General features: G+C 63.1%; 25 protein-coding genes. 10 read left to right on the forward strand and 15 right to left on the reverse strand.

Going from position 1 to position 21,579, the window contains the following annotated elements:
• Positions 1–2 precede the first annotated feature (2 nt).
• The 9 genes from gspF (at position 3) to CLM72_RS02135 (ending at position 6,076) form a co-directional block, all read left to right on the forward strand.
• On the forward strand, positions 3–1,208 hold the full coding sequence (gene gspF / locus CLM72_RS02095) for a type II secretion system inner membrane protein GspF (RefSeq protein ID WP_105225489.1): 1,206 nt from the start codon (positions 3–5) through the stop codon (positions 1,206–1,208).
• The gene (gspG, locus tag CLM72_RS02100) at positions 1,209–1,643 is read left to right on the forward strand and encodes a type II secretion system major pseudopilin GspG (protein ID WP_105225490.1); all 435 of its coding nucleotides are present in this window, start codon (positions 1,209–1,211) and stop codon (positions 1,641–1,643) included. It begins immediately after the preceding gene.
• Between the two features lie 4 nt (positions 1,644–1,647).
• Positions 1,648–2,109 carry a type II secretion system minor pseudopilin GspH gene (gene gspH, locus CLM72_RS02105; protein WP_218275507.1) on the forward strand — a complete coding sequence of 154 codons (462 nt, stop codon included), beginning with the start codon at positions 1,648–1,650 and terminating at the stop codon, positions 2,107–2,109.
• Positions 2,099–2,494, forward strand: coding sequence for a type II secretion system minor pseudopilin GspI (gene gspI, locus CLM72_RS02110; protein ID WP_256595267.1), 396 nt, complete (start codon positions 2,099–2,101; stop codon positions 2,492–2,494). The genes gspH and gspI overlap by 11 nt, the downstream gene beginning before the upstream one ends.
• Complete coding sequence (locus CLM72_RS02115) at positions 2,487–3,035, forward strand: type II secretion system protein GspJ (protein WP_105225492.1); 549 nt, start codon at positions 2,487–2,489, stop codon at positions 3,033–3,035. Before gspI ends, CLM72_RS02115 begins: the two co-directional genes overlap by 8 nt.
• Positions 3,032–3,889: a type II secretion system protein GspK gene (locus tag CLM72_RS02120; RefSeq protein WP_105225493.1), complete on the forward strand. Its 858-nt coding sequence runs from the start codon at positions 3,032–3,034 to the stop codon at positions 3,887–3,889. The genes CLM72_RS02115 and CLM72_RS02120 overlap by 4 nt, the downstream gene beginning before the upstream one ends.
• Before the next feature lie 95 nt (positions 3,890–3,984).
• Positions 3,985–4,989, forward strand: a complete 1,005-nt coding sequence (gene gspL, locus CLM72_RS02125) for a type II secretion system protein GspL (RefSeq protein WP_256595268.1) — start codon at positions 3,985–3,987, stop codon at positions 4,987–4,989.
• Positions 4,986–5,417: a type II secretion system protein GspM gene (gene gspM, locus CLM72_RS02130; RefSeq protein ID WP_105225494.1), complete on the forward strand. Its 432-nt coding sequence runs from the start codon at positions 4,986–4,988 to the stop codon at positions 5,415–5,417. Before gspL ends, gspM begins: the two co-directional genes overlap by 4 nt.
• A 65-nt stretch (positions 5,418–5,482) precedes the next feature.
• Entirely contained in the window at positions 5,483–6,076 is a 594-nt protein-coding gene (locus CLM72_RS02135) for a cytochrome b (RefSeq protein WP_105229071.1), read from the forward strand.
• On the opposite strand, the gene CLM72_RS02140 is transcribed toward CLM72_RS02135, so the two are convergent.
• Positions 6,000–7,268, reverse strand: a complete 1,269-nt coding sequence (locus CLM72_RS02140) for an MFS transporter (RefSeq protein WP_105225495.1) — start codon at positions 7,266–7,268, stop codon at positions 6,000–6,002. The genes CLM72_RS02135 and CLM72_RS02140 overlap by 77 nt on opposite strands.
• Before the next feature lie 124 nt (positions 7,269–7,392).
• Between CLM72_RS02140 and CLM72_RS02145 the strand changes: the two genes are divergently transcribed.
• Positions 7,393–8,286: a LysR family transcriptional regulator gene (locus CLM72_RS02145; protein ID WP_034125583.1), complete on the forward strand. Its 894-nt coding sequence runs from the start codon at positions 7,393–7,395 to the stop codon at positions 8,284–8,286.
• A 101-nt stretch (positions 8,287–8,387) separates the two neighbouring features.
• On the opposite strand, the gene CLM72_RS02155 is transcribed toward CLM72_RS02145, so the two are convergent.
• The 14 genes from CLM72_RS02155 to CLM72_RS02220 are packed head-to-tail and all read right to left on the reverse strand — an operon-like array spanning position 8,388 to position 21,503.
• Complete coding sequence (locus CLM72_RS02155) at positions 8,388–8,807, reverse strand: hypothetical protein (protein WP_105225496.1); 420 nt, start codon at positions 8,805–8,807, stop codon at positions 8,388–8,390.
• A gap of 26 nt (positions 8,808–8,833) precedes the next feature.
• On the reverse strand, positions 8,834–10,060 hold the full coding sequence (locus CLM72_RS02160) for a beta-ketoacyl-ACP synthase (RefSeq protein ID WP_032893933.1): 1,227 nt from the start codon (positions 10,058–10,060) through the stop codon (positions 8,834–8,836).
• A complete protein-coding gene (fabG, locus tag CLM72_RS02165; RefSeq protein ID WP_105225497.1) occupies positions 10,060–10,788 on the reverse strand; it encodes a 3-oxoacyl-ACP reductase FabG in 729 nt (242 codons plus the stop codon). Before fabG ends, CLM72_RS02160 begins: the two co-directional genes overlap by 1 nt.
• Entirely contained in the window at positions 10,785–11,246 is a 462-nt protein-coding gene (locus CLM72_RS02170; RefSeq protein ID WP_054919435.1) for a hotdog family protein, read from the reverse strand. Before CLM72_RS02170 ends, fabG begins: the two co-directional genes overlap by 4 nt.
• Positions 11,243–12,409 carry a beta-ketoacyl-[acyl-carrier-protein] synthase family protein gene (locus CLM72_RS02175; protein WP_105225498.1) on the reverse strand — a complete coding sequence of 389 codons (1,167 nt, stop codon included), beginning with the start codon at positions 12,407–12,409 and terminating at the stop codon, positions 11,243–11,245. The genes CLM72_RS02170 and CLM72_RS02175 overlap by 4 nt, the downstream gene beginning before the upstream one ends.
• Positions 12,406–12,888 (reverse strand): hypothetical protein, encoded by a 483-nt coding sequence (locus tag CLM72_RS02180; protein ID WP_105225499.1) that lies wholly within the window; start codon positions 12,886–12,888, stop codon positions 12,406–12,408. The genes CLM72_RS02175 and CLM72_RS02180 overlap by 4 nt, the downstream gene beginning before the upstream one ends.
• The gene (locus CLM72_RS02185) at positions 12,885–13,634 is read right to left on the reverse strand and encodes a class I SAM-dependent methyltransferase (protein ID WP_014716593.1); all 750 of its coding nucleotides are present in this window, start codon (positions 13,632–13,634) and stop codon (positions 12,885–12,887) included. Before CLM72_RS02185 ends, CLM72_RS02180 begins: the two co-directional genes overlap by 4 nt.
• Entirely contained in the window at positions 13,631–14,878 is a 1,248-nt protein-coding gene (locus CLM72_RS02190) for an NAD(P)/FAD-dependent oxidoreductase (RefSeq protein ID WP_105225500.1), read from the reverse strand. Before CLM72_RS02190 ends, CLM72_RS02185 begins: the two co-directional genes overlap by 4 nt.
• A gap of 33 nt (positions 14,879–14,911) precedes the next feature.
• Positions 14,912–17,242 carry an MMPL family transporter gene (locus CLM72_RS02195; protein ID WP_105225501.1) on the reverse strand — a complete coding sequence of 777 codons (2,331 nt, stop codon included), beginning with the start codon at positions 17,240–17,242 and terminating at the stop codon, positions 14,912–14,914.
• Positions 17,214–17,897 (reverse strand): outer membrane lipoprotein carrier protein LolA, encoded by a 684-nt coding sequence (locus CLM72_RS02200; protein ID WP_232914379.1) that lies wholly within the window; start codon positions 17,895–17,897, stop codon positions 17,214–17,216. The genes CLM72_RS02195 and CLM72_RS02200 overlap by 29 nt, the downstream gene beginning before the upstream one ends.
• A complete protein-coding gene (locus CLM72_RS02205; protein WP_003187940.1) occupies positions 17,894–18,319 on the reverse strand; it encodes a thioesterase family protein in 426 nt (141 codons plus the stop codon). Before CLM72_RS02205 ends, CLM72_RS02200 begins: the two co-directional genes overlap by 4 nt.
• Positions 18,312–19,853: a histidine ammonia-lyase gene (gene hutH, locus CLM72_RS02210; RefSeq protein WP_105225503.1), complete on the reverse strand. Its 1,542-nt coding sequence runs from the start codon at positions 19,851–19,853 to the stop codon at positions 18,312–18,314. Before hutH ends, CLM72_RS02205 begins: the two co-directional genes overlap by 8 nt.
• Entirely contained in the window at positions 19,837–20,772 is a 936-nt protein-coding gene (locus CLM72_RS02215; RefSeq protein ID WP_105225504.1) for a glycosyl transferase, read from the reverse strand. The genes hutH and CLM72_RS02215 overlap by 17 nt, the downstream gene beginning before the upstream one ends.
• The gene (locus tag CLM72_RS02220) at positions 20,769–21,503 is read right to left on the reverse strand and encodes a glycosyltransferase family 2 protein (RefSeq protein WP_105225505.1); all 735 of its coding nucleotides are present in this window, start codon (positions 21,501–21,503) and stop codon (positions 20,769–20,771) included. The genes CLM72_RS02215 and CLM72_RS02220 overlap by 4 nt, the downstream gene beginning before the upstream one ends.
• Between the last annotated feature and the right edge of the window lie 76 nt (positions 21,504–21,579).

Here is a 21,579-nt window from a genome sequence, read left to right on the forward strand (position 1 = left end):
CCATGCCCACCTATGACTATCGCGCCCATGACCGATCTGGCCGTTCATGCAAGGGGCGCCAAGAGGCCGACAGCCCGCGCCATGCCCGGCAATTGCTGCGTGAGCGTGGCCTGCTGCCGAGCCGCATGCGACTGGCAAGCGAACGCATGGGGGCTGGAGTGGGTGGGGCGACGAGAATGAGCGCTGCGGACCTGGCGTTGCTGACCTTGCAGTTGTCGACCCTGGTCCAGGCCGGGCTCCCACTGGAACAGGCACTGCAAGCGGTGGCCCAGCAGAGCCAGAAGCGCCGGGTCAGCACGGTGTTCTCGCAGGTACGCGACCGGGTGATGGAGGGGCAATCGCTGGCGTCGGCCCTCGGCGCCTATCCCAGGGCCTTTCCTGAGGTGTTGCGCGCCACCATTGCGGCGGGTGAGCGCTCTGGGTACTTGGGGCATGTCCTTGACCAGTTGGCGGCGTATACCGAAGCCCGTCAGGCGTCGCGCCAGAAGATCCAGTTGGCGCTGGTGTATCCGGCGCTGTTGATGTTCGCCTGCGTGGCCATCGTCGGTTTCCTGCTCGGCTATGTGGTGCCGGATGTGGTGAAGATCTTCGTCGACAGTGGCCAGCCGTTGCCCTGGCTGACCCACGCGATGATCACCCTCAGCCAGGGTGTGCGCGGCTATGCCTGGGTACTTGCGCTGATGCTGGCGGGCGCAGGCCTGCTGCTGCGTTGGAGCCTGCGTCAGCCGCACTGGCGCTGGCAGTGGCACCGCCTGATGCTGCGCCTGCCGTTGTTGGGGGGAGTGTTTCGTGAGATGGAGGCGGCCCGGTTCGCCAGTACCTTGGCCATCCTTGGCAAAAGCGCCGTGCCTCTGGTGGATGCGCTGGAAATTGCCGCGGCGGTCATCGGTAACGTGACCATCCGCAGCCGCATGTGCGATGTCGCGCGCTCGGTGCGAGAGGGCGGCACGTTGACCCGAGGCCTCGAGGCCGGTGGAGATATACCGCCGCTGATGCTGCACATGATTGCCAGCGGCGAACGCGCCGGTGAGCTCGACAGGATGCTGGCGCGCGCCGCCGAGCAACAGGAAAAAAGCCTCGCCGCCCGCATCACGCTGGTGGTGAGTCTGTTCGAACCGGCAATGCTGGTGGTGATGGGCGGCGTGGTGCTGCTGATCGTCATGGCCATTCTGTTGCCGATCCTCAGCCTTAACCAACTGGTGAACTGAATGCCGAAGGGACAACGCGGTTTTACCCTGATCGAAATCATGGTGGTGGTGGTCATCATCGGAGTGCTGGGGGCCATTGTGGTGCCGCAGTTCATGGGGAGGCCTGATCAGGCCAAGGTGACCGCGGCCAGGACCGATGTGCAGGCCGTCGCCACCAGCCTGGAGATGTACCGCCTCGACAATGGGCACTACCCGTCGACCCTGCAAGGCCTCGAGGCCTTGAGCAAACGGCCCGGGGGCAACCCATCGCCGAGGCACTGGAACCCCCAGGGCTACCTGAAAAGTGTGCCGGTCGACCCGTGGGGTACGCCCTATCAATACCTGAACCCGGGCGTGCGTACCGTCAATGGTGGCTACGACCTGTATTCCCTCGGCGCCGATGGCGCGCCGGGCGGCGAGGGACATGCCGCCGATATCGGTAACTGGGGAGACTGATCCAGTGCCCAGGTATAGCCGTGGTTTTACCTTGCTGGAACTGATGGTGGTGATTGCACTGATCGGCATCGTGCTGGGCGCGATAAGTCTGGTGGCCGGGAATAACCCCGCCCGTCAGGCGCGGCAGGAGGCTTCGCAGTTGGTGCAACTGATCGAGCATTTGCGCGAGCAAGCGGTGATCGAAGGGCATGAATACGGCATTCGCGTGCAGCGCGACGAATATCAGGCCTATCGCCTCGACCCCGAGGGTTGGCGCCCTGCGGGTGGGGCCCAGCGGCTGGTGGAAGGCGTGCAGTTGCACCTTGAACAGGAAGGGCGGCGCTCGAGCCTTGAAAGCTTCGCGCCGCAAGTGCTGATGCTCAGCAGCGATGAAGTCAGCGCGTTTGTCTTGTCCTTCGTATCCGAAGGGCAAGTGTGGACGCGCATTATCAGTGATGGGATCGGAGCGTTGTCCATTGAAAGCTAAGCACCGGCGGCGTCGCAATCGCCACGCGAGCGATCGTGGTTTCACCTTGCTGGAAGTCATGATCGCCTTGGTGATCTTCGCCACACTGGCGGGCGCCGTGATCACCGCCAGCCACTACTCGTTGCGCCAGAATGCACGACTGCAAGAGCAGGCACAGTGTGCCTGGGTGGCGGACAACCAACTGACTGAACTGCGTTTGCAGCCAGCCGCGTCGGGACATCAGCAACTGCTGCGGCGCTTCGATGGGCGCGATTGGCTCGTCGACCAGGCGATAACCCCGACCACTGATGCTCGCCTGCTCAAAGTCGATATCAGCGTAAGTCCCGTCGGCAGTGATTTGCCGGTCTATCACACCCAGGGTTGGATACGCGCCGAGGATGAATAAGCAGGCGGGTTTCACCCTGTTGGAACTGGTGATCGCATTGGCCATTTTCGCCCTGCTTGGACTGGCCAGTGGGCGTCTGTTCGACACCGTGGTGCGGGCGCAACAAGGCACGGCCAGTCATGAACAGGAACTGCGTCGCCTGCAACGCGCCATTGCGGTCATCGAGCGGGATGCCTTGCAAGTGGCTTCCTCGGTGTTTGCCCTTGGCCCCACCACCCTGCAACTACTGCGCACTCACTGGCGTAACCCGCAGGACTTGCCACGCAGTGAGCGCCAACAAGTGCTCTATCGCCTGGACAATCAGGTGCTGTGGCGTGAAAGCCGAGGCTTGGAGTCGTCAAGGGTCGAGCGCCAGAAGTTGTTGGAGGACGTGCGCTTGTTGAATTGGCGCCTGTTTGACCCCGACACCGGCTGGAGCAATGTGTGGCCGGTGGGCAGGGGCGCTGCCCAGACGCCTCCTCAAGCACTCGAGCTGGTGTTGTCGGTCGGCCGCTTCGAGCAGGTACGCCGCGTGTTGCTTCTGCCCCAGGGGCCGCCATGAGACAGCGGCAGCGGGGTGTCGCCCTACTCAGCGTGTTGCTGGTCATGAGTCTGGCGTTGTTGCTCACTGCGGGCATGCTGCGCAGCCATCATTTGATGGTGCAGAGCAGTGCCCGCCAGATCCACCAGTTGCAGCTGCGCCAGTTGGCGTTGTCGGCCGAGGCGTGGGCCATGGTGACACTGACGGCGCCGCACGATGACGCATCATCGTTGGTCCACCACGGCCAGGCATGGTCAAGGGCGGCCTGGCCCTTTGATGCGCACGGCGCGCGCGTCACGCTTGAAATCGAAGACCTTTCTGCACGCTTGAACGTCAATGCCCTGCTTGGCACCGGGCAAGTGGATCAAGTCATCGAGCAGCGCTGGTTGCGTTTGCTCGCCTCCCTGGGGTTACCAGCGCTGGACCTGCGGGCCGCAGGTGACGTGCCGGAGCACCGTGAACTGAGCCAGTTGCGCCTGCTGCCGGGCATTGACGGCCAGACGCTACGACGACTGGAGCCGTGGGTAGCGCTGCTGCCCAAGGACGCTAGCTTGAACATCAATACCGCCTTGCCGCAGATGCTGGCGACCCTGGAGGGGGTCTCGCCACCCACTGCCGTCGCCTTGGCCAGCCAACGCCCGGCTACTGGCTACGCGAGTGTGCAGGCATTCACCCGTGACCCGCTGATTGCCGGTTTAGGCGTGAGCGGTCATGGGCTGGGCGTGAGCAGTCGTTGGTTTCGGATCAAGGTGGACGTGCGCCTGGGCACCGGCCGCTTGCATCTGGCCAGCGAGGTGGAGCGCGAGCTTAAAACCGGGCGCTGGCGCGTCGTACAACGTCGCTTTCCTGCGCCGTCACTGAGCGAGACCTCATGATGAAAACCTGGCTTCATTTAAGCCCCGAGGGCCGTGTGGGACCGTTGAGCGAATGGCCTTGCTGTGTCTGGCGAGCGCCGGATGACTGTCGACCGATGCATTTGGCTGACGCGGCTCGCGACCTGAAAGGGCAGCCTGTTCACTTGTTGTTGCCCATGGAAATGTGCAGTGCGTTACGCAGCCAGGCATGGCCTTCCAAGCGCCAGCCCGGCCCCCAGGCTGTTGCTTTCGCGATAGAAGACCAGTTGGGCGAAGAACTGGAGGTCGTGCATGCCGGGCTCGCTCAGCGTGACGCAATGGGGTGCTTCACCGTGCTGGTGACCCACAAGGCACGTTTCAAGGCGCTGTTGGATGAACTGGCCACGTTGGGCATCAAGGTGCGCAGTGTGCATGTCGACGCCGACCTTCTTGGCAATGGCGGCCAAGTCGCGGTGCAGTGGTATGGCCGTCGGGTCGTGGGCGACCCCGTGCGCCTGGCGATGTCCGTTCCGGCCCTCAAGGCGCTGGAGCCATTGCTGGAAGCACCCCTGCAATGGCCTGACGAAGAGCAGAGCCGGGTTCATATCGAACGCGCGCTTTGGGGCAACCCGGGTCAAGCGATCGATTTGCTGCAAGGTGAGTTTCGCCGGGTTGGTTATGCCTGGCCCTGGTCAACCGTCGTGTTGGCGGCAGCCCTGGCGTGCGTGCTCGATTGGGGCTTCACGCAGCTGCGTATCCAGTACGTCGAAGGGCAAGCCCAGCAGCTTTACGCGCAGAGTGTGGCGCGCTTCCAGGCGCTGTACCCGCAGCAGGTCCGTATTGTCGATCTCGCCGCGCAACTCAAGGCCGTGCAGGGCCAGAACCTGCACGAGGCAAAGACGCCGCTGGTACGCCTGGCCAGCCTCGCCGAACAGGTTATTGGCGGCGCCGACGTGGATGTCCACCGCATGGAGTTTCGACGTGGCGATGGCTGGAAGATCCAGTTGACGGCCCATGACCTCGGCGCGCTTGCCCGCCTGCAGGAGCAAGGACGCCAGAGCGGCATGCCGGTGCGCATGGGCAGCGCCAGCAAGGAAGGTAATCGTGTTCAAGCCGTGCTGATGCTGGAGGACCCGTCATGAGGGGGCTGCAAGCCTGGAATGCATTGTCGTCGCGTGACCGTTTTCTGCTCAAAGGGTTGGCAGTGTTTTTGATCGGTGTGCTGCTGCTCCAGACGCTATGGCTACCTGGTCGGGAGCGGTTGGCCACCGCTGAACGGTATCACCAGCAACAACTGCTATTGGCGCAGCAGGTACAAAGCGCCCAGCCGCAGCGTACCGGGCCCGCGGCCGTCCAGCCTTCGGCATCGAGCATCAACGACAGCGCCGAAGCGTCGGGGCTTGATGTTACGCAGATTGAGGTACAAAACGAGCGCCTGCGTTTGAGCCTCAACGGCGAGGCAGAGGCATTGCTCAACTGGTTGGCAGTATTGGAGCGAGACGTGGGTACCTTCGAGGTGCTCACGCTGGTGAAGCGCGCAGACCGTCTTGAGGCTCACATTGAGCTGTAGCTCGTGGCAACTATGGGCTGGATTTTTACAGGTGTACTTGGATGAAAGTGTCAGGTGATCAAACGATGAAAACTTCCCGTTATTCAACGACTCAAAAAGGGCTGCATTGGGTCTCGGCCATCGTCATTCTGTGGTCATTGCTGTCCGGCTTTTACGTCGCTGTGTTTACTGTTCCTGAGTCGGTCAAAGCGTGGGTCGGGTTCTTCAATGTGTCATTGACCGCCCTCTATATCCCCATATTTGTCTTGAGGATTTATTGCTCCTTTACCCACGGTCTGGATGCATTCGTCAAACGTTCGCCGCAGGAGTGGCTGGCGCTCTTGGTTCATAAGGCTATGTATGGGGTATTGGGTGTGGTGCTGGTGACTGGCGTGTTGATGATGGATCGTCCGATCAATATCTTTAATCTGGTCTTCATTCCGCCGTTCGACAGTGACCCGGCCGAGATTGCCGCGTTCACTCGCGTGCATGTCGTGTCCTGCGTGGTATTGCTGCTGGTGCTGATGGCGCATATCGGCGCGGTTGTTCTGCATGAGCTTCGGGGCAATCGGGTGATGGCCAGGATGTCGTTCGCCACGGACCTCAGGCTGAGGCCAGCGGCGGCAACTTCGCCAGCTTCAACGCCACCAGCAAGGCGCCAACCAACAGAGCGACGATGAACGCGCCAATCCCGTTCCAGCCGGCAAAGTGCCAGAAAAAGCCTCCCGCCGTCCCGGCAATGCTCGACCCCACGTAATAGCAGAACAGGTACAGCGACGACGCCTGCCCCTTGGCTTTCACTGCGCGGCGGCCGATCCAGCTGCTGGCCACGGAGTGGGCGCCAAAGAAGCCGAAGGTGAAGATCAGCATGCCCGGTACCACCAGCCACAAAGGCGTGAGCAGCGTCAGGGCCATGCCGGCGAGCATCAGCACGATGGTGCCCCATAGCACGCGGCGGCGGCCGAGGCGGTCGGCCAGTGAGCCGATCTTGGCCGAGCTGTAGATGCCCGAGAGGTACACCACTGACAGCAAACCGACCACCGCCTGGCTCAGATCGTAGGGGGAGGCCAGCAGGCGATAGCCGATGTAGTTGAACATCGTCACGAACGCGCCCATCAGCAGGAAGGCTTCGAGAAACAGCCACGGCAGGCCGGCGTCCTTGAAGTGCATGACAAAGCCGTCCACCAGGCTGCGTGGCTTGAGGCTGCTGGCGCGGAAGTTGCGCGATTCGGGGAGGATTTTCCAGAACACCGTGGCAGCGATCAACGCCAGGGCGCCGATGATCAGCATTGCGGTGTGCCAGCTGACGAAGTCGATCAACACGCCGATGATCAGGCGCCCGCTCATGCCCCCAATCGCGTTGCCGCCGATGTACAGGCCCATGGCCAAGCCGATGTGCTGCGGGTGGATCTCTTCGCTGAGGTAGGTCATGGCCACGGCGGCCAGGCCGCTCAAGGACAAGCCCACCAGTGCGCGCATCAACAGGATGCCCTCCCAGCTCGGCATCAGGCCGCTGGCGATGGTGGCCAGCGCCGCACAGAACAGCGCAGCGACCATCACCGGCTTGCGCCCCAGCCTGTCGGATATCGGCCCGGTGATCAGCAGGCCGCAGGCGAGCATCGCGGTCGCGACGGACAGAATCAGGCTGCTTTGCGCCGCATTGATGGAAAACTCGTGGGACAGCGCCGGCATCATCGGCTGCACGCAATACAACAGCGCAAAGGTGGCGAACCCGCCGGAGAACAGCGCCAGCACGGTGCGCATGAACATCGGCGTGCCTTTTTCGATGTACGCGTCGTTGAGCTGCGCCACCACGTCATCAAGGGCTGAGGGCGGGATGTGTTGGGCAAGTGGAGCAACAGCAGGATTCACGAGGGACCTCGGGGAGGAAAGTCTGCCAGGACTGACAATACGAAAAAGCATATAGCTGGCTAATGATTCTTTTCAATATATTGTTCGACCTGTTTGATAGCTTTTACGACCTAATGAGGCTTGCATGGAATTCCGCCATTTGCGCTACTTCATCGCCGTTGCCGAAGAGCTGCACTTCGGCCGCGCCGCGCAGGTGCTGGGCATCTCGCAGCCGCCCCTGAGCCAGCAGATCCAGGCGCTGGAACACGAGCTGGGCGCACGCTTGTTCGAGCGCACCAATCGTCGGGTCGAGCTGAGCGAGGCCGGGCGCTTGTTCTTGCAAGAGGCACGGCTGGTGCTGGCCCAGGTCGACAAGGCGGCAGATGTGGCGCGGCGTGCGCAGTTGGGGGAACTGGGTGAATTGAAGATCGGTTTCACCTCGTCTGCGCCGTTCAACGCCAGCATTCCCCAGGCGATCTTTGCCTTCCGCCAGGCATTCCCGGCGGTGCATCTGAACCTGCAAGAAATGAGCAGCACCCAAGTAGCCGAGTCGCTGGTGGACGAGTCGATTCAGGTTGGGCTGATGCGGCCTTTGCCCTTGCCCGACTCACTGAACGTGATCGAGTTGATGCGCGAGCCATTAGTCGCGGTACTGAGCGCCGGCCACCCATTGGCCCAAGGCAGCGAGCGCGGCTTGCACCTGGAGCAATTGGCCGAGGAGCCTTTCGTGTTCTTCCCGCGCAGTTACGGCAGCGGCTTGTACGCGCAGTTGCTCAACCTGGCCCGCGACGCCGGGTTCAGCCCGCACTTTGCCCAGGAAGCAGGAGAGGCGATGACCATCATCGGCCTGGTGGCAGCGGGGTTGGGAGTGTCGGTGCTGCCGGCGTCTTACCAGCGCATCCGCATTGATGGCGTGGTCTATCGCACCTTGCTCGACCCACAGGCAGTGACGGCGGTGTGGCTGGTGCAGCGCAAGGGCGCGCAAACGCCGATGGCGAAGGGGTTTGTGGAGTTGTTGACGCGTAAGGCCGCTCAATAACCTGTGGCGAGGGAGCTTGCTCCCGCTGGGTCGCGTAGCGGCCCTAAAAAATGGGCCTGCTGCGCAGTCCAGCGGGAGCAAGCTCCCTCGCCACAAGGGGGTCAGTTTTGGGGCGGAGTATTTGCTGCATTCACGCTGTAAGTACGCAACCCCGCCAGAATATCCCGATCCAGCATGCTCACCCAACGGTTGTAGTTGCGATGGATTTTGCCGTCCTTGTAGCCCAGGTCGCGGCTGTCGCGGTAGGTGATGGCGTAGCTGTTGCGGGTGTAGCGGATGTCGATGGCGGCGTAGAACTGGCCGCGCACGGTGATCTCCGCCTGCACCAGTTGCGGGCTCAGGCGTTGTACCGTCCACTCGCGTTTTTGCAGAGCGGCGACGATCACTTGCTTCATTTTTTCTTCGCTGACCTGGCTTGTGGCCGGCAACTCGTGCTGGGTGTTGAGCACCGGTTTGCTGGTGCATCCGGCAGTAGTCAGCAGGGCCAGGGTGATCAGGGTAGCGCGCAGCAGGGAAGACATTCCGTTTTCTCCAGTCGATTAAAAAGTCAGCTCCAGCGGCGGAAGATCAACGAGGTGTTGACGCCGCCGAAGGCAAAGTTGTTGTTCATCACGTAGTCGTTGTGCATCTGGCGAAAGCCACCTTGCAGGTAGTCCAGCTCGCCGCATTGCGGGTCGACCGCGTCCAGGTTGAAGGTGTGCACGTACTGGTCGCGGTTCATCATCTCGATGCTGAACCACGATTCCAGCGCGCCGCAGGCACCCAGGGTGTGGCCGAGGAAACTCTTCTGTGAACTGATCGGCATGCGGCTGCCAAACAGGCTGCTGGTGGCCAGGGTTTCGGCGATGTCGCCCTGGTCGGTGGCCGTGCCGTGGCCGTTCACGTAGCCGATGGCGGACGGTTCAAGACCCGCGTCTTCCAGGGCCAGCTCCATGGCGCGGCGCATGGTTTTCTGTTCCGGGCGGGTGGTGTGCTGGCCGTCGGCGTTGCTGCCGAAGCCGACCAGCTCCGCATGAATATGCGCGCCTCGCGCGAGTGCGTGTTCCAACTCTTCGAGCACCAGCATGCCGCCACCTTCACCGATCACCAGGCCGTCGCGGCCGCTGTCATAGGGGCGCGGGCTGGTTTGCGGCGCATCGTTCTTCAGGCTGGTGGCGTAGAGCGCATCGAACACCATGGCTTCGGTGGGGCACAGTTCTTCTGCGCCGCCCGCGAGCATCAACGGCAGGCGCCCGAACTTGATGGCCTCATAGGCGTAGCCGATGCCCTGGCTGCCGCTGGTGCAGGCGCTGGAGGTAGGAATCAGCCGGCCCGTGAGGCCAAAGAAGATACTGATATTTGCCGCCGTGGTGTGGGGCATCATGCGCACATAGGAATTGGCATTGAGCCCCTCGGCCACCGAATTGAGCAGCATATTGCCGAACGCCTTGATCTCATCGGTACTGCCGGTGGACGAGCCACAGGCCACGCCCATGCGTCCGTCCTTGATCGACTCGTCACCGAGCAAGCCGGCGTCCTGCAAGGCCTGCTCCGCCGCCCAAACCGCCAGGCGCGAGACGCGGCCCATGCTGCGCAGTTGCTTGCGGGTCCAGTGAGCGGGCACGACGAAATCATCGATAGGGCCGGCCAAGCGGGTGTTCAGTTCGGTGAAACGGTCCCACTCATCCATGCGCCGGATGCCGCTGCGGTTGGCGCGAAAGTTGGCGGCGATGGTGTCCCAGTCGCTGCCCAGGGAGGTCACGCCGGCCATGCCGGTGACGACAACGCGCTTCATCAGCACAGGCCTCCGTTCACGGCCAGCACCTGGCGCGTGATATAGCCGGCTTCGGCCGACATCAGGAAGTTCACTGCGCCGGCGACTTCTTCCGGCGTGCCCATGCGTTGGGCCGGGATCATTTTCATCAGTTCTTCTACCGGCACGTTTTCATCCAGCATCGCGGTGTCGATCAGGCCCGGCGCCACGCAGTTGACGGTAATCTTGCGCTTGCCCAATTCAATGGCCAGCGCCTTGGCCGCGCCGATCAAGCCGGCTTTGGAGGCGCTGTAGTTGACCTGGCCGCGGTTGCCGATCAGCCCGGACACCGAGGTGATGCATACGATACGCCCGGCGGCGCGGCGCCGAATCATCGGCATCATCACCGGGTGCAGCACGTTGTAGAAACCATCCAGGTTGGTGCGCATCACCACATCCCAATCGTCTTCCGACAGAGCAGGAAAGGCGCCGTCGCGGGTCAGGCCGGCATTGAGCACCACGCCGTAGTAGGCGCCATGCTGCTCCACATCGGCCTCAAGGATCTCTTTGCACGCAGCGCGATCTGCCACGTCGAACTGCAGCACACGTGCCTCGCGCCCCAGGGCTTGGACCTCGAGCTGTACCGCGTTGGCTTCGGCACGACCGCTGCGGCAATGCAGCACAATGTCATGGCCGGCCTGGGCCAGGCGCAGGGCAATGGCGCGGCCGATGCCACGGCTGGAGCCGGTGACCAGTACGGATTCAGTCATGGCGTATCGTCCTTCGATTCATCTAAATAGTTGGCCGCCTGGGGCGGTCGAAATACGTTCAGGCGCGCGCTGGCCTGGATACCGTCGCCGGTGAGGTGGCATTCGAACACACCCATGCCGTTGTCGTCTTCCAGGGAGCGCAGGCCGTGGATATTCAGCTCGGCACCGGCCGGGAAGTGCTCCACGTTGCACTCGAACTTACGTGTGCCCAACAGGAAACCGAGTTCCACGGCCTTGCCTTGTTGGCGTGCATGGCAACCGGCATACGCGGCGACGCTTTGCGCCATCAGCTCAATACCGACCCAGGCGGGCAGGCTACCGTCAGCACGGTTGAACAGGCCGCCGGGCTTGACGGTGACGCGGGTGTGGATCTGCTCTTCATCGAACGACAGCACCTGGTCGATCAGGATCATGTCGCCCGCATGGGGCAGCAGTTCGGCAAGTGGCCAATCGATCATGGGGCCTCTGCGATTATCAGGCTGACATTGTTACCGCCGAAGGCAAACGAGTTGCTCATCAGGCAGGTTTTTTTCAAGCTGTCGCCGCTGCGCACCCACTGCAACGCGGGCAGCGCCGGGTCGGGATGGCCGTCCCATACGTGGGGTGGCAGCAGGCGATGGGTCAGGCTCAGCCAGCAGAACGCGGCTTCCAGGGCCCCGGCAGCGCCGAGGGTGTGGCCGGTCATGGGTTTGGTCGATGAGCAGGCGACGCCGCCGGGAAACAGGCTGGCGACCGCCAGGCTTTCCATGGCGTCGTTGTGTTGGGTCGCGGTGCCGTGCAGGTTCAGGTAGCCGATCTGCTCGGGCGAAAGCTTCGCGCAGGCTAAGGCCTTGCGCATGGCCAGCAACGCGCCCTTGCCGCTGGGCTCGGGCGCGGAGATATGGTGCGCGTCGCAACTGGCGCCGCTGCCCAGCAAGGCGATAGGGGCCGGCTCACGGCTCATCAGGAACAGCACCGCCGCTTCACCAATATTGATGCCGTTGCGGTTCACCGAGAACGGATTACAGCGCTCGGCAGACACTGCTTCCAGCGCGGTAAACCCGTTCAGCGTCAGCTTGCACAGGCTGTCTACGCCGCCGCAGATCACCGCATCGCACACCCCCAGGTCTAACAGGCGCTGGGCACTCATCAATGCACGGGCGCTGGAGGTGCAGGCGGTGGAAATCACATAGGCCGGGCCGCTCACGTTCAACCAGTCGGCGAGGAAGTTGGCCGGGGCGCTGAGTTCCTGTTGCTGGTAATCGTAGTCAGCGGGGAACTGCGTGTTCTGCAGGTACTGGGCAATACCACGGCTGGCTTCGTCAATGCCCGAGGTGCTGGTGCCCAGCACAACCCCGACCCGGCCAGGGCCGTAGGTCTGGATGGCCTGACGAATCTCATCTTCGATCTGCAGCGCCGCTTCCAGCAGCAACTGGTTATTGCGACTGCTTTGCTGGGCCAGTTCCGGGGGCAGGCTCGCCAGTTCACCGTGTACGGCGGCCACCGGCACTACGCGTTCCGGCACCCAGCCGCTTTCGGCACGCATGCCCGAGCAGTCGCCGGCAAACAGGTTGCGGCTGACTTGCGCCTGGCCACGGCCAAGGGCGCAGATCACGCCAAGGGCATTCAGGTAGGCGGTCATCGGCTCACACCCAGGGGGGTGATGCGATAACTCAACGGCGGGTCGGCCATGTTCACGCTGAACACCTCGGAAGACTGATAGACGATCTGCCAGTGGCCCGGCAGCGTGCGCGTCAGGTCCATGGCCTGGGCAGTGGGATACAACGCCGGTACGTCACCGGGCGCGGTCAGGGCAAACAGCAGCGCGGCAAATAGCGTACGCGCCTGGGGGTTGGGTGGCAGCAAGCCGTCTGCCTGCCACTGCCCATCAAGCAGTTTTTGCCGGGCCAGGGGAATGCCCAGCGGGTCCATCATCGACCAGCGAATCGCACGGCCTTCGCGCTGGATCACCAGCAGCCAGTCCTGGCTCTGGCTGTCCGCCAGGCGCTGCACATGCAATTGCATCGGCAAGGCCAGGGCCGGGATCTTCTCCGGCAGCGGCGCCTGGCTGGCGCAGGCGCCGAGCAGCAACAGGCAACTTATCAACAGCAGGCGCATCATGGGGCCGCATTCTCCACAGGTTTACGGGCCACGCAGTTGACCAGGGTTTCCTCGCGCTGGCCCACGGGCGGTGCCTTGCGCAGGCCCCAGCGTTCCAGCAGGCCGAAGTCACTGGAACGGCTCCACCACAAGTAAGGGTACGAAATGTTCTGTGCAGCGAACTCAAATCCCTGCTCGCGCAGCATCTCCAGGTACTCTTCGGCGCTCTTTTGCACATGCATCGGGTGGCGGAACAGCCAGCGAATCACCCAGGTGTCGATGTAGGCTTCGGTGGATTCGGCAAACAGCAAATAGCCGCCCGGCTTGAGCACCCGATAGAACTCCTTGAGTGCGCGATGTTGTTCCACCAGATGATGGAAGGTCTGGTGGCAGAACAGGATATCGACGCTGGCATCCGCTAGGTTGAGGGTCGCGCAGTCGCTGCCGATCAGCTCGACGTCCAGGCCCAGCCGCGCGGCTTCTTCGCGGCTCAGTGCCAGGCTGTGAGGGTCGGCATCCAGGCCGATCAGGCGCGAAGGCGCGAATACCTGATGCAGCAACTGGAAGGATTTGCCCTGGCCGCAACCGGCATCCAGCAACACCGGCGCCACCGGCAGCGGTTCGCTGAACAGGCTGCGCAGGTCATTGATCGCCACGCGCAATACGTGATGCTGCCAGGTATGGCTGCGCAGGAACCAGAAGCCGAACTTGGTTTCTTCGACGTAGTTTTGACTCAGGTAGTTTTTTTCAACGCCAGGGCTGCTCATACCTCTTCACTCGCACAAATATCCGACAACATCCGCAACCGCCGTTTCGGCTCGCTGACAAACGGGTTGCGTTCATCCCAGGCGTAACCGGCCAGGATCGAACTGATCATGCGGCGAATCTCCGGTGAACTGCCGTGGTGGAAAATCACATCCTGGAATGTGCCGGCATACCAGCCTTCGACGTAGCAGCGGAAGGTATCGACACCGCGCTTGAGCGGTGCGGCAAACTCGGTTTGCCAGTCCACCGTCTCGCCGCTTAATTGGCGGTGCAGCACCCCTGCGGCCATGCTGGCTGAGCGCATGGCGATGGTCACGCCGGAAGAAAACACCGGGTCGAGGAATTCCGCCGCATTGCCCAGTAGCGCAAAGCCTGGGCCGTGCAGGGTTTTGACGTTGGCCGAGTAGCCGCCGATGGTGCGCGCCGGGGTGTCCCAGACGGCATTTTGCAGCACGCCGGACAGGCTTGGGGTTTGCTCGATAAAGCCGCGCAGGCAGGCGTCGAGGTCGCTGTCGGCGCCCTCGAAATGCTCTTTGGCTGCGACCACGCCCACCGAGCAACGGCCGTTACTGAATGGGATGGTCCAGAACCAGATGTCACGCTTGGTCAGGTGAGTGGTCACCAGGATTTTGCTGCGGTCAAAGCCTGGGTGTTCGATACGGTCTTCGACGTGGGTGAATACGGCCTGGCGCAGTGGGAAATTCGACGGTGCTTCCAGGTCCAGCAGGCGTGGCAACACACGGCCATAGCCGCTGGCATCGAGCACGAACCTGGCCTTGAGGTGGTACTCGCTGCCATTCTGGCGGCGCACATGCAAATACCGGCTCTCGGCAGAAAAATCCACGCCGACAATGGTTTGGCCGTAGCGGATTTCCACGCCTTGCAACGCCGCCTGGTCGGCCAGCAATTTGTCGAACTCGCCGCGCTGCACCTGGAAGGTGGTGGGCTTGCCGTTGCTGAAGGTGTCGCTGAAATCAAAGGCACTGTAGCGCTCGCCCCAAGCGAATGCGGCGCCGGTTTTTACCTGGAAGCCTGCAGCTTGCACAGCGTCGAGCATGCCGGCTTCTTCGATAAAGTCGATGCAGTGCGACAGCAGGCTTTCGCCAATCGAGAAACGCGGGAAATGCTCGCGCTCGATGATCAATACATCATGCCCTTTGCGCTTTAACAGCGCGGCCGCGATAGCACCGGAAGGCCCGGCACCGATCACCACCACCTGGCGACGTTCCATTTCAACTGTGGGCACGAGGGCTCCTTGCCGCATGGGCGCTAATCACATTCATAAGGCGTGTTTCTGCCGGCCGGCCCAGGGCGCCAGCATAAAGCTGAACGCCAGGCCCAGGCTGACCGACAAGCCGAAATTGCTCACGGCCGGTGTACTGGAGACCGCCAGCAGGCCGAACGACAACCAAGTCGTCAGCGCCGCCAGCAGTGTTCCCAACAGGCTGACGGCAGGGCCGCCGATCTGCTCGCGCATCAAAATCGCATAGTCGACGCTGATGGCCGTGACCAGCAGCAGGCCAAACAGGCTGAACAAAGTCAGCGGCTGGCCCAGCCAACCGAGGCTGGCCAGGCTGCACAACGCCGCCAGCAGCGGCAGGGCGACGATACGCAAGGCGCCGCCAAAGCCGAAGGGCGCAATCAGCAATAGCACGATCAGCACGCAAGACAGCAACTTCAATTCGGCAGCGCTGATCTGCGTGTCGGCAAACACCCGGTTCAAGTCACCCAAGCGGTCCACCAACTGCACGCCGGGCAAGTCCAGTGCCTGCACCCGCAGCAGCGCCGGGTTGTTCAAGCCTTGCAGGCTGACCATGGCCGCCACGCCACCGTCCACCGGGCCCAGCCACAGCGTGCGCCAGGGCTCGGCCAGCGGGCCTTGCAGTGCGGCGTCGATGTCTGCGGTAGGCAGGGCCTGCAACTGCGCCACTTCGGCTTGCAGGGCGCTGAGGGGCACGCCGAGGTCCAGTAGTGGTTGCCAGTGTGGCGCCAGGTTGTTCAGCGCCTCGCGCAGCTGTTGTTGCTCGCCGGGGAGGTTGACCAGTTGATTGAGCGCCAGGTAGCCCTGGAGCTTGTCCATCTGCACCAACTGCTCCAAGCGTTTGCCCAGGGCGGCCTGGCGCTCCAGCAACTGCTGCTGATTGTCTGCTCGCACCAGGAAAAACTGGCTGGTGGGCTGGAACCCGGTGATGCGCGCTACGGCCTGGGCTTCGTGCAGCAACTGCGGCGGCGCACCGATCCATTGGCGGATATCATTTTTAGTGTTCAGTTGCCACAGGCCCGCAGCGCAGAACAGCAGCACCCACACCAGCAGTACCGAACTGGGTACGCGTTTGAGCAGGGCCGTGCGCAGCTGCCATAGGCTTTGGGCGACACGCAGCGGCCATTGCGCCGGGCGCAGTTCCACGCCCTTGAGCAGCGCGGGCAACAGGCACACGGCACACAAATAGGCACCGACCAAACCGGCAGCCGAGAACACCGCAATCTGGGTCAGCGCCGGGAACGGCGTCCAGGCCAACGCCAGGTAGCCAATCGCGCTGGTGGTCAGGCTCAGGCTCAGTCCTGGCAGGGTCAGGCGCAACGCCGGCCAACTGCGCCACGGCTGCAGGCTCCAGCTTTTGGACAGGTAATGCAGCGGGTAATCCACTGCCACGCCGATCAGGCTGGAACCCAGCACCAGGGTCATCACATGCATATGCCCAAACAGCGCCACACATGCCACCGCGCCAAACAGCATGCCCACCAGTACCGGCACGAACGCCAGCAACACCCGCCAGCGCCGGAACGCCAGCAGCAGCAATAACAGGATGCCCAGGGTGGCGCCGCCGCCGACCCAGGTCATTTCCCGAGTGGCCTGCTGTTGCCCGTTGGCCGCATAGAGCAAACCGCTGGCGGCGAGCAGTTGCGCGCCGTGTGCGCTGGCTTGCTCGCGGCTGGCCTTCAGCAAGTCCGCCACTTGCAGCGGCAACTTCATGTCGAAGGCGTTGCCGGTAGTGCGGGCCCGCAGCAGCACCCAGCTTTTGCCGTCGGCATCGGCGATCAAGGCGCCGCTGCCGATGTCCATTTGCACCGCGCCCTGTCGCGGCTGGCTGTTCTGGATACGCCCGGTCAGGCCGAGCCAATCGTCCTGGCTTGGCACCAGGCTGAAGCCGGTGAAGGGGTCGAACAGCGATTGCACACGTTGCTGGATGAACGTGTCAGGCTGTTGGATCAGTTGCTCGCGGTCCTTGGCCGACAGCATCGACAGACGCCCACGCAGCAGTTGCTCGCGCAATGCTGGCAAGTCGGCTTGCAGGTTCCACTGCACCTTTTCAAACAGGCCGCTGGCCTGCCAGCGCTCACCCAGTTGCTGCGCCACGGCCACCGCTTGCTGGCGGTCGACATGCCCCACCAGTACCAGCATTTCGCGGTTGAGCGGCTCTTGCATGCGCTGTTCGGCTTGCAGTTCCAAGGCGTCCGGCGTGCTGCCGGGCACCAGTTCCATCAGGTTGGCCGACAACGGCGCGCCATTACGCCACTGCCAGCCTGCCAGGGCCAGCACGGCCACCAGCAAGGTCAGGAACAGGCGCGGCAGCAGGCGCTCACTGGGCAAAGTCGTGTTGCTCCGCATTGCTCAACGGCTGCTCGGCGGTACTGTCCTGCATGCGCAACAGCGTGCTGTCGCCTTGGGTTTCCAGCAGTTCAATGGTGTGCACCAGCGCGCCGCCGTCGATATTGATCTGGGTGAACACTTGCTTGAGCAGCAGCGAACGCGGGGTCAGCGTGAGCTTCCACTGTTGGGCCTCGCCTTGCAGTTGCAGGTCGAAGTCGCGCTGCAGGCCACTGCTGTCGCCCTGCAGTACCGCCAGGAACAAACGATTCTGTTCGGCGCCGGCACTCTTGTTTGGCAATAGTTGCCAGCCATTGGCATCGCGGCGGGCAATGCCTTGGGAGGTGATGCGGTAGTCCTGTTGCAGAGGGGTTTTCAACAGCCACAGCAGGCCGTGATCCTTGGCGAGCACGAAGGTGCCTTTGCTCACCAATGGCTGGGGCAGGGCACGCAGGTGTTTTTCCTGGGTGAAGTTGCCGTGGATCACGGAGGGTTTGGCAAGCTGATCGCTCAACTGCTGCAGGTCGAAGGCATGGGCGCTGAAGCTCAGCAACAACGCGATCAATGTGGGAGCGGGCTTGCCCGCGAAGAACCTGAGGGCGCTGCGCAGCGTCAGGCGACCTGCGTTATCGTTAACGTCCATCGCGGGCAAGCCCGCTCCCACAGGGGATCTCATTTCAAGGCTCTCTCTACGGCGTCGGTGAAGACTTTGGGCGAGGCCAGCTGCATCTCGCGGCTGGCGATTTCCACCGCCACTTGCACGGTGCTGGCGCGGGTCAAGCGCTCGCCGCTGGCCAGGTCGGTAATCAGGTAGTTCACCTTCAAACGGTTCTCCCATTCCACCAGGCTGGCGCGCACATTGATGGTCTGGCCGAAGGTCGCGCCGCGCACATAGCGTAGCTGCATGTCGATCACTGGCCAGGCGTAGCCGGCTTCGAGCATCGCCGTGTAGTTATGGCCGATCTTGTCCAGCAACGCACAGCGCGCCACTTCCAGGTACTTCACGTAATGCCCGTGCCACACCACGTTCATGGTGTCGATGTCGAAAAACGGCACAAGGATTTCAGTGTCGCTGTGCAACACGCCGGGGCTACGCATGCAGCCTCCAGTGTTGCGCGGCGATACGTTGCAGGCACAGGCGCAGTTCGCCTTCCAGGGCGCGGTCTTCGATGACCGGCGCAAAGTCCTGGGCCAGTTCGGCGTGCATCGCGGCCAGTGCTGGTGGCAGTGGGCGGGCATCCTCGGCCTGGGCGCGCAGCCACACGCCCTGGTTGGCGGCGAGCAGGGTCGCGGCGGCGACCTGTTCGGTCAACTCCAGCACGCGGATCGCATCTCGGGCAGCGATGGTGCCCATGCTCACCTTGTCCTGGTTGTGGCACTCGGTGGAGCGCGAGAACACGCTGGCCGGCATGGTGTTTTTCAGCGCTTCGGCGGTCCAGGCGCTGGTTCCGATCTGCACGGCCTTGAAGCCGTGGTTGATCATGGCGCGGTCAGCCGGGGCGCCTGAGAGGTTGCTCGGCAGGCCATGGTTGTAACGCACGTCCACCAACAGTGCGAGCTGGCGGTCGAGCAGGTCGGCAACGTTGGCCACCAGGGTTTTGAGGCTGTCCATGGCGAAGGCGATATGCCCGCCGTAGAAGTGCCCGCCATGCAGCACACGTTCTTCTTCGGCGTCGATGATCGGGTTGTCGTTGGCGCTGTTCAGTTCGATCTCGATGAACGAGCGCAGCCAGTTCAGGCTGTCGGCCAATACGCCGAGCACGTGGGGCGCGCAGCGCAACGAATAACGGTCTTGCAGGCGATGCAGGGGGGCGGTGGGCGCGTCGATGGCCAGGTCCTTGCGCAGCCACGCGGCGACTTGCATCTGCCCAGGGTGCGGCTTGGCGGCGAACAGGCGCTCGTCGAAGTGTTCCGGGTTGCCTTGCAGCGCCACCACGTTGAGCGCGGTGATGCGCGTGGCCAGTTGCAACAGGTAGTCGGCGCGGGCAAAGGCCAGGCAGGCCAGGCCAGTCATCACCGCGGTGCCGTTCATCAGTGCCAGGGCTTCCTTGGGTCGCAGTACCAGCGGCTCCCAGCCCAGCTCGCGGTGTACGTCGGCCGCCGGGCGGCGTTCGCCACGGAACAGCACTTCACGTTCGCCGGACAAGGTCGCAGCCACATAGGACAGCGGCGTCAGATCACCACTGGCACCCACCGAACCCTCTTCCGGGATCAGCGGCAGCATATCCTGTTCGAGGAAGGCATGCAGGCGTTCCAGCAGTTCCACACGCACCCCGGACACGCCATGGCACAGCGACTGCAAACGCGCCGCCAGTACGGCGCGGGTGGCCTGGGCGTCGAGTAACTTGCCCAGGCCGCAGCCGTGAAAGGTGTACAGATGACGCGGCAAGGCTTCGACGTGCTCCAGCGGCACAGCCACTACGCAGGAGTCGCCGTAGCCGGTGGTCACGCCGTAGATCACGCCTTCCTTGTCCAGCAGCGAGTCGAGGAACTGCGCGCCCTTGGCGATGCGTTGGCGGTACGCGGCATCGTCCTGCAGGCGAGTGGGCACCTGGCGGTTGGCCAGGGCCAGCACGTCTTCGATGCGCAGGGGGCGTTCACCAAAGGTGATGGGCTCAAGAGGCGTCGTCATCGGTCTTCCAGAAAGGGTAAAAGTTGAACCATTGTTGGGGCGCTTGCAGGCAGAACTGGCCCAGGCGTGCGGCGTAGCGGGTGGTCCATTCGGCAATGACTTGCTCACGGGTGCTGCGCTTCCATTCGATCAAATCGGCAAAGGGCTCGATAGTCAGGCGATAGCGGCCCTGGTGCTTGAGACACATCAGCAGATTGACCGGGCACTTGAGCAAGCCCGCCAGCAGCCATGGGCCTTGGGGAAATGCCGCCGTGTGTCCGAGGAAGTCCACGCGCACCGTGCGCCCGCCGTGCAGCGGGATGCGGTCGCCGGCAATCGCCAGCCACTCGCCATCGTCCAGGCGCTGGCTGAGTAGCAGCATGGTGGCCGGGTCCAGTTCGCTGACCTGGATCAGGCGCAAATGGGTCGCGCCGGCCTCGCCCAGCAGACGGTTGAAACGCTCGGCGTGCTTGGTGTGCACCAGCACATTCATGGTGACCTGCTCACCAATCTCCGCCAGGGCGCGGCACACTTCCAGGTTACCCAGGTGCGCACCCACCAACATCTGCCCGCGCTCGCCACGCAGTTGACTGCGCAACTGCGCCGGGTCGTTGATCTCGATTTGCTCCAGGCGCAGCTTGCCGTTCCACACGTCCAGCTTGTCCAGCAGCGAATCGGCGAAGGCCATGAACTGGGCAAAGACTGTGCGGTGGCTCGGCAGCAAGTCATCGCGCCCGCTCCATTGCGCCAGCCGCTGCTGGTATTGCCAGGCGCTGTGGCGTGCGGTGCGGCCGAACAGGAAGAAGTAAAAGACGATGCTGTAGAGCAACGGGCTCAATAGGCGACGGCCGAGGACTTTGACCGCGAGCGCGGTGAATTTCATCAGCCAGAAGCTGCCGCGTTCCTCGCGGTCGGCCCAGTGCTTGGTGCTGTCGTTCATGCTTGCCACCGTCGCCACAGGATCATCGGCGCACGCACGAGCATGCCGAAGAACAACCGCGTGTGCATGGCGCTGATGCGCAGGTTGTCGCGCAACAAACGAAAGTGCGACAGGCCGTCGGCGGGGTAGTGCACCTGGGTGGGCAGCCAGCGCATAGGCTGGTTGCGCCAGGCCAGGCGCACCAGGATGTCCGAGTCGAAATCCATGTGCGTGCCGATGTAGGCCGAGTCCATCAGCGCCAGCGTCGGCGCCAGCGGGTACACGCGAAAGCCGCACATCGAGTCGCGAATCTCAAGCGACAGGGTGTTGATCCATACCCACACGTGGGTCAGGTAACGTGCGTACAGGCGACCCTTGGGCACGCTGTCGTCGTATTCGGGGTAGCCGCAGATGACGGCCTCGGGGTGCTGGCGTGAGGTGTGGATAAAGGTCTGGACTTCGCGCAGGTCGTGCTGGCCATCGGCGTCCACTTGCAGGGCGTGGGTATAGCCCAGGCGCGCTGCTTCGCGAAAACCGGCCATCACGGCGGCGCCCTTGCCCTGGTTGCTGGGCAGGGTCAGCAGGGTGACATTGTCCAGCGTCGCCAACTGCGCCAGCACGGCTGCGCACGCGGCGCTGCTGCCATCGTCCACCAAGAGGCAGGGCAGGCCGCTCTTCAGCACACTGTGGACCACGGCCGGCACGGCGGCTTCGTGGTTGTACACCGGGATCAACGCGCAGGGGTTATGCATATTCAAAGCCTGCGCAAACCCCGTGGCGAGGGAGCTTGCTCCCGCTGGGCTGCGAAGCAGCCCCAATGGAGGCGAC

This window comes from Pseudomonas sp. MYb193 (assembly GCF_002966775.1).
Lineage (GTDB): Bacteria > Pseudomonadota > Gammaproteobacteria > Pseudomonadales > Pseudomonadaceae > Aquipseudomonas > Aquipseudomonas paracarnis.